At 63.7% G+C, this 12,915-nt stretch carries 12 protein-coding genes and 1 pseudogene; 7 read left to right on the top strand and 6 right to left on the bottom strand.

The window, feature by feature from the left end:
• Positions 1-123 precede the first annotated feature (123 nt).
• Entirely contained in the window at positions 124-336 is a 213-nt protein-coding gene (locus tag ACTJKT_RS16810) for a PA3496 family putative envelope integrity protein (RefSeq protein WP_025806953.1), read from the top strand.
• Here the strand turns inward: ACTJKT_RS16810 and ACTJKT_RS16805 are convergent.
• Positions 278-1,240 (bottom strand): LysR family transcriptional regulator, encoded by a 963-nt coding sequence (locus ACTJKT_RS16805; protein ID WP_053276727.1) that lies wholly within the window; start codon positions 1,238-1,240, stop codon positions 278-280. The genes ACTJKT_RS16810 and ACTJKT_RS16805 overlap by 59 nt on opposite strands.
• Before the next feature lie 189 nt (positions 1,241-1,429).
• Here ACTJKT_RS16805 and ACTJKT_RS16800 point away from each other — a divergent pair, with 189 nt between their 5' ends.
• The 4 genes and pseudogenes from ACTJKT_RS16800 to ACTJKT_RS16785 all read left to right on the top strand — a co-directional run.
• Positions 1,430-2,845: an acetyl-CoA carboxylase biotin carboxylase subunit gene (locus tag ACTJKT_RS16800; protein ID WP_023967762.1), complete on the top strand. Its 1,416-nt coding sequence runs from the start codon at positions 1,430-1,432 to the stop codon at positions 2,843-2,845.
• Between the two features lie 98 nt (positions 2,846-2,943).
• On the top strand, positions 2,944-4,752 hold the full coding sequence (oadA, locus tag ACTJKT_RS16795; protein ID WP_053276726.1) for a sodium-extruding oxaloacetate decarboxylase subunit alpha: 1,809 nt from the start codon (positions 2,944-2,946) through the stop codon (positions 4,750-4,752).
• 294 nt (positions 4,753-5,046) lie between these two features.
• Positions 5,047-6,321, top strand: coding sequence for a type II toxin-antitoxin system HipA family toxin (locus ACTJKT_RS16790; RefSeq protein WP_440787839.1), 1,275 nt, complete (start codon positions 5,047-5,049; stop codon positions 6,319-6,321).
• Positions 6,318-6,581, top strand: a pseudogene (locus ACTJKT_RS16785) (helix-turn-helix domain-containing protein); the annotation flags it as partial. The gene ACTJKT_RS16790 and the pseudogene ACTJKT_RS16785, both read left to right, overlap by 4 nt.
• 90 nt (positions 6,582-6,671) lie before the next feature.
• On the opposite strand, the gene ACTJKT_RS16780 reads toward ACTJKT_RS16785, so the two are convergent.
• Positions 6,672-7,508: an amino acid ABC transporter permease gene (locus ACTJKT_RS16780; protein ID WP_440787838.1), complete on the bottom strand. Its 837-nt coding sequence runs from the start codon at positions 7,506-7,508 to the stop codon at positions 6,672-6,674.
• Positions 7,505-8,326, bottom strand: coding sequence for an ABC transporter substrate-binding protein (locus tag ACTJKT_RS16775; protein ID WP_440787837.1), 822 nt, complete (start codon positions 8,324-8,326; stop codon positions 7,505-7,507). The genes ACTJKT_RS16780 and ACTJKT_RS16775 overlap by 4 nt, the downstream gene beginning before the upstream one ends.
• A 111-nt stretch (positions 8,327-8,437) precedes the next feature.
• Here ACTJKT_RS16775 and ACTJKT_RS16770 point away from each other — a divergent pair, with 111 nt between their 5' ends.
• Positions 8,438-9,337, top strand: a complete 900-nt coding sequence (locus ACTJKT_RS16770; protein ID WP_440787836.1) for a homocysteine S-methyltransferase family protein — start codon at positions 8,438-8,440, stop codon at positions 9,335-9,337.
• Positions 9,338-9,452: 115 nt separating this feature from the next.
• On the opposite strand, the gene ACTJKT_RS16765 is transcribed toward ACTJKT_RS16770, so the two are convergent.
• From ACTJKT_RS16765 to ACTJKT_RS16755, 3 genes are read right to left on the bottom strand one after another with little or no spacing between them, the layout of a single operon-like run.
• Positions 9,453-10,124 (bottom strand): GNAT family N-acetyltransferase, encoded by a 672-nt coding sequence (locus ACTJKT_RS16765; RefSeq protein WP_025806962.1) that lies wholly within the window; start codon positions 10,122-10,124, stop codon positions 9,453-9,455.
• Positions 10,125-10,142: 18 nt separating this feature from the next.
• Entirely contained in the window at positions 10,143-10,589 is a 447-nt protein-coding gene (locus ACTJKT_RS16760) for a GNAT family N-acetyltransferase (protein WP_038574607.1), read from the bottom strand.
• Positions 10,586-11,221 carry an FMN-binding negative transcriptional regulator gene (locus tag ACTJKT_RS16755; protein WP_440787835.1) on the bottom strand — a complete coding sequence of 212 codons (636 nt, stop codon included), beginning with the start codon at positions 11,219-11,221 and terminating at the stop codon, positions 10,586-10,588. The genes ACTJKT_RS16760 and ACTJKT_RS16755 overlap by 4 nt, the downstream gene beginning before the upstream one ends.
• A 122-nt stretch (positions 11,222-11,343) precedes the next feature.
• On the opposite strand from ACTJKT_RS16755, the gene pdxR reads away from it, so the two are divergent.
• Positions 11,344-12,906: a MocR-like pyridoxine biosynthesis transcription factor PdxR gene (gene pdxR, locus ACTJKT_RS16750; RefSeq protein WP_440787834.1), complete on the top strand. Its 1,563-nt coding sequence runs from the start codon at positions 11,344-11,346 to the stop codon at positions 12,904-12,906.
• Positions 12,907-12,915 lie beyond the last annotated feature (9 nt).

Raw genomic sequence — 12,915 nt, 5'->3', positions numbered from 1 at the left:
CGCTCCTACAGGATCGCTGTGAGCCCCCCCCGGCAATTTTCATCATCCTGTAACCGACCCGCAGCCAAATCGTCATTGGCAGGCTTCATCTTGTACTCCCGTACTCGCATTGGGAGACTCGAAATGGCCCGGCCTTACGAAGAGAGCAACAGCGCAGTCAAGACCCGTCGTCAGCAGGAAGACCAGCGCCGCATGGAATTTCGCCGCGCGATCGAACATCGCTGTGAGCTGCGCCGTCTGCAGCAGGAAATCAACGATTACCCCGAGCTGGACGCCGTCAATTACTGGCAGGCAGCCCCGGCAGCTTCCCGTCAAAACGTTCAACAAGCCCGCTGATCTGCACCCGTTCGCTGCGGATAAACCCCAGGAACGCATGCGCTACCGGTGACAGGCGTTTAGCCTTGGCCTGCACCAGGCACCAGCTGCGATACAACGGCAGCTCTTCTACCGGCAACTCGACGAGTCCTCCGGTTGCCAACTCAAGGTTCAGGGCGTGGCGCGTCAACAGCGCCACGCCCAGACCCGCCAGCACACACTCCCGCTGCGCTTCGGCCGACGACACTTCCAGGGTCTGGGTGAAGTGCACGCGCTTTTCCTTGAAATACTCCTCGCAGGCCAGGCGCGTGCCCGAGCCCTGTTCGCGCACCAGCAGGTTGTAGGGCTCCAGGTCCTGCAGGCGCAACGGCCCCAGGTGGCACAGCGGATGGTCGGGCGGCGCCACGGCGACGATCGGGTTGTTGAGGAACGGCAGGAACTCCAGGCCCATGTCCTGCGGGACCATGGACATGATCACCAGGTCGTCGCGGTTATCCGAGAGGCGACGGATCACCTGGCCCCGGTTGACCACTGTCAGTTGCAGGTTCACTTCAGGGTGCTGGCGCTTGAAGGCGGCGAACAGGTGCGGCACGAAGTACTTGGCGCTGGATTCCACCGCCAGTTTCAGCTGGCCCTGCAAGGAACCCTGCATGTCCGACAGCTGCATGTCGAGGTTCTCCAGGCGCCCGAAGATGTCGCGGCTGGCCCGTTGCAGGGCTTCGGCGGCCTCGGTCATGTAGAGCTTCTTGCCGACGTAGTCGAACAGCGGCTGACCGATCAACTCCTCCAGCTGGCGAATCTGCAGGCTGACGGCGGGCTGGGTCAGAGACATTTCGTCCGCCGCCCGGCTGTAGGAGCGCAGATCGCAGACCTCATTGAAGATCTGTAGCTGGCGTAATGTCATACGCATCAAGGACTTACGCATTATCTAAGGTCTCGCGCCGAGGGCTGTCGGATCAACTATAAGTCTTTGCTTATGAGCGACCCAATAATTATTGATTTTTGTTAATTCATCGACAGGAATAGTGTGGGCCTGCGACTGGCTTGAAACATTTGGTCACGCGCCGACCCAGTCTAGGGGTCGTATGTTCCAACGGCTCAAGGGTACCTCCAAGTGATAAAAAAGATCCTGATCGCCAACCGTGGTGAGATTGCCGTACGAATCGTGCGTGCCTGCGCCGAGATGGGCATTCGCTCGGTCGCGATCTTCTCCGACGCCGATCGCCATGCCCTGCATGTGAAGCGCGCGGATGAAGCCCACAGCATCGGTGCCGAACCCCTGGCCGGCTACCTGAACCCGCGCAAGCTGGTGAACCTGGCAGTGGAAACCGGCTGCGACGCACTGCATCCCGGCTACGGCTTCCTTTCGGAAAACGCCGAACTGGCGGACATCTGCGCCGAACGTGGAATCAAATTCATAGGTCCATCGGCTGAAGTGATTCGCCGCATGGGCGACAAGACCGAAGCCCGCCGCAGCATGATCAAGGCTGGCGTGCCGGTTACCCCGGGCACCGAAGGCAACGTCGCCGATATCCACGAAGCCCTGCGCGAAGGCGACCGCATCGGTTACCCGGTGATGCTCAAGGCCACGTCCGGCGGTGGCGGCCGTGGCATTCGTCGCTGCAACAGCCGCGACGAGCTGGAACAGGCGTTCCCCCGGGTGATTTCCGAGGCGACCAAGGCGTTCGGCTCCGCCGAAGTGTTCCTGGAAAAGTGCATCGTCAATCCCAAGCACATCGAGGCGCAGATCCTCGGCGACAGCTTTGGCAACGTGGTGCACCTGTTCGAGCGCGACTGCTCGATCCAGCGCCGCAACCAGAAGCTGATCGAGATCGCCCCCAGCCCGCAACTGACCCCGGAACAGCGCGCCTACATCGGCGACCTGTCGGTGCGCGCGGCCAAGGCGGTGGGTTACGAGAACGCCGGTACCGTGGAGTTCCTGCTCGCCGATGGCGAGGTGTACTTCATGGAGATGAACACCCGGGTACAGGTGGAGCACACCATCACCGAGGAAATCACCGGCATCGACATCGTTCGCGAGCAGATCCGCATCGCTTCCGGCCTGCCGCTTTCGGTGAAGCAGGAAGACATCCATCACCGTGGTTTCGCCCTGCAGTTCCGGATCAACGCCGAAGACCCGAAAAACAACTTCCTGCCGAGCTTCGGCAAGATCACCCGTTACTACGCGCCCGGCGGTCCTGGCGTGCGTACCGACACGGCGATCTACACCGGCTACACCATTCCGCCGTTCTACGACTCCATGTGCCTGAAGCTGGTGGTCTGGGCCCTGACCTGGGAAGAGGCGATGGACCGTGGCTTGCGCGCCCTGGACGACATGCGTCTGCAAGGGGTCAAGACCACCGCCGCCTATTACCAGGAAATCCTGCGCAACCCGGAGTTCCGTAGCGGCCAGTTCAATACCAGCTTCGTCGAAAGCCACCCTGAACTGACCAACTACTCGATCAAGCGCAAACCCGAAGAGCTGGCCCTGGCCATCGCCGCCGCCATCGCCGCCCACGCAGGCCTTTGAATGCAGCTGCAAGCTGTCAGCGGCAAGCTGCAAGTAGAAGCAGATCGGCTTTTGCTTGCGGCTTGTAGCTTGAAGCTTGCCGCTATGAGGAGATAAGAATGTCCAAGAAGATCTTTGTTACTGACACCATCCTGCGCGACGCCCACCAATCGCTGCTGGCGACCCGCATGCGCACCGAAGACATGCTGCCGATCTGCGACAAGCTCGACAAAGTCGGCTACTGGTCGCTGGAAGTCTGGGGCGGCGCGACCTTCGACGCCTGCGTGCGTTTCCTCAAGGAAGACCCCTGGGAGCGCCTGCGCAAACTGCGCGCCGCGCTGCCCAACACCCGCCTGCAAATGCTCCTGCGCGGGCAGAACCTGCTGGGCTACCGCCATTACAGCGACGACGTGGTCAAGGCCTTCGTCGCCAAGGCGGCGGTCAACGGCATCGACGTGTTCCGCATCTTCGACGCCATGAACGACGTGCGTAACCTGCGGGTGGCCATCGAAGCGGTGAAAGCCGCCGGCAAGCACGCCCAGGGCACCATTGCCTACACCACCAGCCCGGTGCACACCATCGAGGCGTTCGTGGCGCAGGCCAAGCAGATGGAATCCATGGGTTGCGACTCGGTGGCGATCAAGGACATGGCTGGCCTGCTGACCCCTTACGCCACTGGCCAACTGGTCAAGGCGCTGAAGGCCGAGCAGTCGCTGCCGGTGTTCGTCCACTCGCATGACACTGCTGGTTTGGCCGCGATGTGCCAGCTCAAGGCCATCGAAAACGGCGCCGACCACATCGACACCGCGATCTCCAGCTTCGCCTGGGGCACCAGCCACCCGGGCACCGAGTCGATGGTTGCCGCCCTCAAAGGCAGCGAATTCGACACCGGCCTGGACCTGGAGCTGCTGCAGGAAATCGGCCTGTACTTCTACGCCGTGCGCAAGAAGTACCACCAGTTCGAAAGCGAATTCACCGCGGTCGATACCCGGGTACAGGTCAACCAGGTGCCGGGCGGGATGATTTCCAACCTGGCCAACCAGCTCAAGGAGCAGGGCGCCCTGAACCGCATGAACGAAGTGCTGGCGGAGATCCCGCGGGTGCGTCACGACCTCGGCTACCCGCCGCTGGTGACCCCGACTTCGCAGATCGTCGGCACCCAGGCGTTCTTCAACGTGCTGGCCGGCGAGCGCTACAAGACCATCACCAACGAGGTGAAGCTGTACCTGCAAGGCGGCTACGGCAAGGCGCCGGGTGAGGTGGACGAGAAACTGCGGCGCCAGGCCATCGGTAGCGAAGAGGTGATCGACGTGCGCCCGGCCGACCTGCTGAAGCCGGAAATGACCAAGCTGCGCACTGACATCGGTGCCCTGGCCAAGTCCGAAGAAGACGTGCTGACCTATGCCATGTTCCCGGACATCGGGCGCAAGTTCCTCGAAGAGCGCGAAGCCGGCACCCTGACGCCGGAAGTACTGCTGCCGATTCCGGAAGCGGGCGGCGTGACCTCGGCCGGCGGCGAAGGCGTACCGACCGAGTTCGTCATCGACGTGCACGGCGAGACCTACCGCGTCGACATCACCGGTGTCGGCGTGAAGGCCGAAGGCAAGCGCCACTTCTACCTGTCCATCGACGGCATGCCGGAAGAAGTGGTGTTCGAGCCGCTCAACGAGTTCGTCGGCAGCGGCAGCAGCAAGCGCAAGCAGGCCAGCGCGCCGGGCCACGTCAGCACCACCATGCCGGGCAATATCGTCGACGTGCTGGTCAAGGAAGGCGACAGCGTCAAGGCCGGCCAGGCTGTACTGATCACCGAAGCCATGAAGATGGAAACCGAAGTCCAGGCGGCCATCGCCGGCAAGGTCACCGCCATCCACGTGGCCAAGGGCGACCGGGTCAATCCGGGCGAAATCCTGATCGAGATCGAAGGCTGAGTTCAGGCCTTCATCTGCAACGTTTTACCTCGGGGGGGCTACGGCCTCCCTTTTTTTGCCTGTCGCCAGGCGCTGGGGGAACAGCCCGGCGTGCCGCTGCAAGCTGCCTGAAGGGGTATTTTCAGTTTTGAATTTGAGTGCATTTTGATGCACTTATTTCGTTCTGAAATGAATGTATCTGCATTACAATGCACTCTGATGCCGTAATGTTCATTGAAAGTGTATTAAATTGCAGGTGATACAGTGCTTCGGCTGACTTTGCAGCTCTACTGCGCAGGGGCATGGAGCGACGCCATGACCCTGACCTTCGACAGGCCTGAAGAGGGCTTCGCCAGCCCCTGCAGTTTTGGTTATGTGCAGCAGTACCTGGTGGATAACCTGGAGGCTGTTGGCAGTCCGCTGGCCAGGTCGGTCAGTGCGCAGATTCCCTTGGGTTGGGAGCCTTGGCGTGAAGATCGGGCCCCAGCCTTTCTCTATGACCTTGCCCCTACAGCAGCGGCCGGGGGCTTCTTGCTGCGTCAGATCGGCCATGAGCGGCCGGACGGCATGGGCGTCGAATTGTTCCTGTTGGCCCGGTCCACGGCGGCACCCATCGGCAACCTGCGGATCAAGGAGTCGCTGACGGGGCTGCGCAGGCGTCCGGCGCTGGGGTTTTCCCGGGACCAGGTGATCGCCCTCGATAACCGCTTTCTCGAGTACGCCCACGAACAGGGCGCGGCTTTTGGCGGCACTGCGAGCGTCGGTGACCAGGCCCCCAAACTGTTGCTGACCCAGAACCCTGAGGGTCTGCTGTACCCCGACGCGCTGCTCGACGATGCCTCGGCGGCGCGCCACTGGTGGGTGAAGTTCCCCCGTAACCCCGCTACGCAGAATGCCGGCGACATCCTCAGGAGCGAGTTCCACTATTACCGCGCGCTGCAGCAACTGGGCATCGACACGCTGCCGGCCGAGGGCCTGGCCCTGGAAGAGGGGCCCAGGCCCAGCCTGTGGATGCAGCGCTTTGACCGCCGGGTGACGCAGGCGGGTGTCGAGCGCCTGGCGGTGGAGTCGATCTACTCCCTGGCGGGGCTGGTGGGCCATGGCCAGGGAATGCGACACACCGAGGTGTTGGGGATTCTCGCCGAACTGTGGCGGTCCACGGGCCAGGAGTCGGCGATCCCCGAGTTGGTGGCGGATTACCTGCGCCGGGATCTGCTCAACAAGATCCTCGGCAACTCGTCCAACCATGGCCACAACATCTCGATCATCCGCACCGAAGCTACGGTGCAACTGGCGCCGATCTACGATCTGGCACCCATGGTCATGGACGATGAGGGCATTACCCGGACCATTAAATGGCCCGGGCGCATGGAAGTGGCGGGCGACGTGGACTGGCGCCTGGTGTGCGCGAGCCTGAAACCGCTGCTCGACCCTGAAGCTGCCCTGGCGCGCCTGCGGGAGGATGCCGAACGCCTGCGGGCCTTGCCGGACCTGTTGAGCGCCAGTGGCTTGCCCGACGCCACCCTGAATCACCCGCGCGTTCACTTGCGCCACTTGGACCGACGCCTGCAGGAGTGGGGACTGCGATGACTACAACCCTGGAAGAGCGCGGCGCGCTGATCGACAACATCCAGCAGGAACTGGCTGCCGGCCGCTTGCCGCTTGGTGATGCGGTCAGGCGCCTGCGTACCGAAGTTACGGCGCTGCATCAGAGCCAGTTCGCCAGGATGTGCCGGATTTCCCTGCGCACCCTGATCCACATCGAACATGGTGACGGCAATCCGACCCTCAAGTCGCTGAACGCGGTGTTCAAGCCCTTCGGTTTGCAGATGGGGGTGGTGAACGTGCAGAAAGCCAGTCGCGCCCGCTCGCTGCTCAATGATCTGGAGCGCCTGGAAAAGGGCCCGGGCATGTCCGGGCCCTCGGCACTCAACTGAGCCTCAGCCGCGCTTGGCGTAAGCCTTGCCGTAATGCCTTTCCATCCGCGCCTGGATCAGTTCCAGGCCGATCGACAGCAGCCAGTAGATGATCGCCGCGGTGCTGAGCATTTCGATGTAGCGGTAGCTGGAGCGACCGTAGGACTGGGCCAGGAACATTACTTCCCAGACGCCCATCACCGAGATCAGCGACGAATCCTTGAGCATCGAGATGAACTGGTTGGTGGCCGGCGGGATGATGGTGCGCATGGCTTGCGGCAGGGTCACGCGCCAGAAGATCACGCTGTCGCGCATGCCCAGCGCCAGGGAGGCTTCGCGCTGGCCGTGGGGCACGCCGAGGATGCCGGCGCGGAAGATCTCGCTGAGGTAGGCGCCGTAGTTCAGCGACAGGGCGATGACCCCGGCGGCGATGGCGCCCGGCACCACGCCCAGTTGCGGCAGGCCGAGGTAGATCAGCAGGATCTGGATCAGCAGCGGCGTGCCGCGAAAGAACGAGGCGTAGAAGCTGGCGATGCCAAAGGCCACGGCGCTTTTCGACAGCCGGGCGAGGGCGGTGACGAAGCCCAGCAGCGACGACAACACGATCGAGCACAGGCAGAGGAACAGGGTCAGCGCCGCGCCTTGCAGAAAACCGTTGGGGGCCAGGGTGACGCCGAGCAGGTTGGGCAGCTTGTCGAGGATGATCGAGAACTTCAGGTCGAAGCTCAGGAAGAAACTGGCGAACAGGCCGAACAGCACCGCCCAGGTCAGGTACAGGCGGGTGCGGAAACCGAAGAGGCGTTTGACCAGCGGCTCGGCCAGCGCTTGCGGTGGCCGAGGCGGTTGGGAAAAAGAAGTCATTGGCTGATGTCGGCGCCGATCCATTTCTGCGAGAGCTTGCTCAGGGTGCCGTCCTGCTTCAGCTGGGCGAACACTTCACGGACCTTGGCATGCCATTGGGCGTCGCCTTTCTCGATGGCCACCGAGTTGGGCTCGGCGTACAGCGGCTCGCCGGCGAGCTTGAAGCGCGGGTCCTGGGCCAGGCGCGGCTGGGCGGTCACCAGGTTGGTGAGGATCGCGTCCAGGCGCACGCCAGCGCCCAGGCCGAGGTCCTGGAAGGCCACGTTGTCGGTGTCGTACGGGGCGATCTGCACGTTGTCGAACGGGTACTGCAGCTGGGTGTCCTCGGCGCCCTCGATCACCAGGTTCTTGTTCAGGTAGCTCTCGTAGCTGGAAGCGCTGGTCAGCCCGACCTTCTTGTCGCTCAGGTCCTTGGCGCCGTGGATGCGCTGGTCCTTGGCGTTGACCACGATCACCGCGGGCGAGGCGTAGTACTGCACCGGAAAGTCGAAGACTTCGGCGCGGGCCTTGCTCGGGGTCATGGAGCAGATGCAGATGTCATAGCGACCGCTCCAGCGGCCGGCGGCGATCACGTCCCAGGACGGTGTTTCCAGGCGCAGCTTCACCCCCAGCTTGTCAGCCACGGCCTTGGCCACGTCGACGTCGAAACCATCGAGCTGGTTCTGATCGTTGAGGAAGGAGAAGGGCGGGTAGCTTTCCATCAGCACGCCCACCAGCTCTTTTTTCTGTTCGATACGCTCCAGGGTGGCGCCGGCAAAGGCCTGGCTGGAGGCAGCGAGAATCGTCAGGCCGAGGGCCAGCAGCGGTTTGAAATTCATGGAAGTCCCGAACAGAAAAAGAGTTGTTATTAACTGAATGGTGCGTATTAAATAGTTATAAGAACGACTCAGATAGTGAGTTATTTTCATAAGCATATGAGTAAAGAGCATATGGGTGCAGGCAGCAGGGTAATTCTGGATGGCGGCATGGGTCGTGAACTGCAACGCCGCGGGGCGCCGTTCAGGCAGCCCGAGTGGTCGGCGCTGGCCCTGAGCGAAGCACCGCAGGCGGTGGAAGCGGTGCATGCGGCTTATATCGAAAGCGGTGCCGAGGTCATCACCAGCAACAGCTATGCGGTGGTGCCGTTCCACATCGGCGAAGCGCGGTTTGCCGCAGAAGGGCAGGCGCTGGCGGCCCTGGCCGGCGAGCTGGCGCGGCGTGCGGTGCAGGCTTCCGGCAAGCCGGTGCGGGTCGCCGGTTCGCTGCCGCCGCTGTTCGGCTCCTATCGCCCGGACCTGTTCGAGGCCGGCCGTGCCGCGGAGTTGCTGGCGCCGCTGGTCAGCGGCCTGGCCCCCCATGTCGACCTGTGGCTGGCGGAAACCCAGAGCTCCACGGTCGAGGCGCGGGCGATCCACGCCGGCCTGCCCAAGGATGGCAAGGCCTTCTGGCTATCCTTCACCTTGCACGATGAGAACCCCGACGAGGTGCCGCGCTTGCGCTCCGGCGAACCGGTGGCGGACGCGGCGGCAGTGGCCGCCGAGCTGGGGGTGGAAACCCTGCTGTTCAACTGCAGCCAGCCGGAAGTGATAGGCGCGGCGATCGACGCGGCGCGGGCAACCTTCGAGCGGCTGGGGGTGAAGATCAATATCGGCGCCTACGCCAACGCCTTCCCGCCGCAACCGAAGGAAGCCACGGCCAACGATGGCCTCGACCCGCTGCGCGAAGACCTCGACCCGCCGGGCTACCTGCAGTGGGCGGCCGACTGGCGGCAACGCGGCGCCAGCCACCTGGGTGGCTGCTGCGGTATCGGGCCGGAGCACATTGCCGTGCTGGCGCAGAAGCTGACTTAAAAGCATCGCGGGCAATCGAGCGTCGACCGGCCGCTCCTACAGGTTCAGCACCCGGCCTTGTAGGAGCGAGGCTTGCCCGCGATGACGTCGGATCAAACACCGCCTGACAAGGGCGTTACCCCCGGCACTCCACCAACCCCTTCACCTGCCCCGAACCACTCTGGTTGTCCTCGCTCAACCAGCGCTCGAACCCCGCGCCGACCTTCGGCCACTCGGAATCGAGGATCGAGAACCAGGCGGTATCGCGGTTCTGGCCCTTGACCACCATGTGCTGGCGGAACACCCCCTCGAAGCTGAAACCCAGGCGCTCGGCCGCGTAACGGGAGCGGGCGTTGGCGTTGTTGCATTTCCATTCCAGGCGGCGATAGCCCAGGGCGAAGGCTTCCTTGGCCAGCAGGTACACCGCTTCGGTGCTCTTCGGCGAACGCTGCATGGGCGCGCCGAAGGTGACGTGGCCGATCTCGATGCGGCCCTGGGCCGGGACGATCGACATCAGGCTGAGGATGCCCTGCACCTGGCCGCTGGCCCGGTCGATCACGCTGAAGAAATACGGGTCGCTGTTGGCCGCGTGGTTGTTCAGCCAGTCATTGAAGGCGCTGCGTTCGGTAAAGGGGCCGTAGGGCAGGTAGTCCCACAGCTTGGGATCGGCGCCCGGGCCCTGGAAGGCTTGCCACAGGTCGTCGGCGTGGCGCGCCGGGTCGAGTTTTTCCAGGCGGATGAAGCGCCCTTCGAGCAGGGTGGTCGACGGCGGCGGCACGCCTTTCCAGTCGGCGAGTGAGATCGGCATGGGGTTCTCCTTGAACGCTTAAAGGGCTTTGCGAAATTGAATGAAACCCGGGCGCTCGGCGATCCGCTCGTAGAGCTGGATGGCGGTGGCGTTGGTTTCGTGGGTCAGCCAGTGGACCTTGCAGCAGCCGTCGGCCTTGGCGGTGGCGTAGACGAATTCGATCAGTTGCCGACCCACGCCGGTGCCGCGTTGCTCCGGGATGACCAGCAGGTCCTGCAGGTAGCAGGAGCTCTCGATGCTCCAGTTGGAGCGGTGGTAGATGAAATGCACCATGCCCACCGCCTGCTCGCCGTCCCAGGCCAGGGCGGCGTGGGTCGGCTCGGCGGGATCGAGGAAGCGTTGCCAGGTGCTGCGGGTGACCGCATCGGCCAGCTCGGTGTCATAGAACCGCAGATAGGCCTGCCACAGCGGCAGCCAGGCTGCGTGGTCATTGGCGGTAACGGGACGAATCTGGATCTGGCTCATGGCTGCTCCTGGCGCATCAGTTGGGAAATGCTCTGGTCATGGGGATCGGCGCTGGCGGCCAATCCGTCGCGCACGCCGTCGATGTCGGTGGCGGTGCGGTTCTGGCTGAGTTTGCGTTTGCCCTCCAGGCGCTGGATCGGCAGGGCGAAGCCGACGATGGCGCGCAGCATGCTGTCCATGAACTCGGCGGGGGCGTCCTCGAATTTCCAGGGGCTGGCGCGCCCGGCTTCATGCTGGTTGGTCAGGGTGCTGACCACTTCGCGGATGCGCTGCGGATCATGGAACACCTCGGCCACGCCGTAGGCATGCACGCTCACGTAGTTCCAGGTCGGCACCACTTTGCCGTGCTCGGCCTTGCTCGGGTACAGCGACGGGCTGACGTAGGCCTCGGCCCCCTGGAAGATCAGCAGGGCCTCGGCGCCGCTGGCCAGTTCCTGCCATTGCGGGTTGGCCCTGGCCAGGTGACCGTAGAGGGTACCGTACGGGCCCTGGTCCGGGGCGAACAGCAGCGGCAGGTGATTGGCCTGCAGGCCGCGTTCCCCGTAGGTCACCAGGGTGGCCAGGCGGGTTTCGCCGATCAGCTGGTGCAGGGTGGGCAGGTCTTCTTCGGCGAAAGCGCGGGGTAGGTACATGGAAAAATATCCTTGGCGAATGGCTGCATCCTAGGCAGGCTATTGGTCTGTTGTAAGAGCCATCTTTGGTAATTTTCATAGGTCCATTTGGCCACTCCATTCAGCCGCTCAGGGGACAGCCCATGAACAGCCCGGCATTGCCGCTTTCCTTCAACCCTGCCGGTATCGAGCTGGACCCTGGCCAGGGACTCAGCCGCCAGCTGTACCAGGCGTTGCGCCAGCGGGTGCTGGACGGCCGGCTGGCCAGCGGCACGCGGCTGCCGGCCAGTCGCGACCTGGCGGCGGCCCTGGAGATTTCCCGCAACAGCGTGGTGCGTGCCTACGACCAGCTGTACGCCGAAGGTTTTATCGAAGGCCGGGTCGGCGATGGCACCTATGTGGCGCAATTGCCCGAGAGCCGGTTGCCGATCAGAAAGTCCTCAGGAAATTTATCCACAAAAGTATCCACAGGGTTATCACCAGGCTTACCCACAGGCTTATCCACAAAAAGCCCTAATTTACCTGGGATTACATCCAGTAAAGTTATCCACAGTGAGGCGTTGGAGCGGGTCGAACAGCATCATTTGTCGATCCCGCAAAGCGGTCCGCCACGGGCTTTTCGGGTGGGGATTCCGGCCTTCGATCTGTTTCCGTTCGAGGTCTGGGCCAAGCTGAATGCGGCTTTCTGGCGCAAACCGGATCTGGGCCAGTTGTGTTATGGCGATTCCGCCGGCGAGGAGCGTCTGCGCGGATTGATCGCCGCCTACCTACGCAGTTCGCGCGGCATGCAATGCAGTGCTGAACAAATTGTGATCACCAGTGGTGCACAACAGGGCATAAGCCTTTGTGCACAGTTGCTGGTGAACCCCGGCGACGGCGTGGCTGTGGAAAACCCCGGCTATCGGGCGGCGGGGCATGCCTTCGCGATTGCCGGCGCGCGCCTGCACGGGGTGGCGGTGGACAACGAGGGCTTCGACTGTGCAGCCCTGGCGGGTCTGAACGATTGCCGCCTGGCCTATGTCACGCCGTCCCACCAGTACCCCACCGGAGTGACCCTGAGCCTGGCCCGGCGCCTGGAACTGCTGGCCTGGGCCGAGCGCAGCAATGGCTGGATAGTCGAGGACGACTATGACGGCGAGTACCGCTACAGCGGGGCGCCGCTGGCACCCTTGGCGGCCCTCGACCGGCAGGGCCGGGTGCTGTACGTCGGCACTTTCGGCAAGGTCGCGTTCCCGGCCTTGCGTCTGGGTTACCTGGTTTTGCCGCCGGCGCTGGTGCAGCCCTTCGCCCAGCGCCGGGCGGTGGATGTGCGCCATTCCGAGGTCAGCACCCAGGCGGTGATGGCTGAGTTCATGGCCGCCGGGCATTTCCAGCGGCATATCCGGCGCATGCGCCGCGCCGCCTTGAGCCGGCGTGATGCCTTATTGGCCGGCTGGCCTGTGGATATCCCCGGGGTGGGCAAGTTGCCGAACGTGGCGGCTGGCCTGCACCTGACGATCCCGGTGGACAGCCTGGCCCGGGAGCAGGAACTGGTGGCGCAGGCCGCGGCGGTGGATGTGGAGATCAATGGCCTGAGCAACTACTGGCTGCCGGATTCGCCGCTGCCGCAGGACCAGCGCGCGGGGCTGGTGCTGGGCTTTGCCGCGGTGCCCGAGGCCGCTATCGCCTGTGCCCTGGAGCGTCTGCGCCGGGCCTGGGGCGTGTGACGGCTATAC

Source organism: Pseudomonas sp. 22526, from assembly GCF_052044735.1.
Taxonomy (GTDB): Bacteria; Pseudomonadota; Gammaproteobacteria; order Pseudomonadales; family Pseudomonadaceae; genus Aquipseudomonas; species Aquipseudomonas piscium.
Note: the sequence above shows the minus strand (reverse complement) of the source record. Positions and strands in the feature narration are given on the sequence as shown.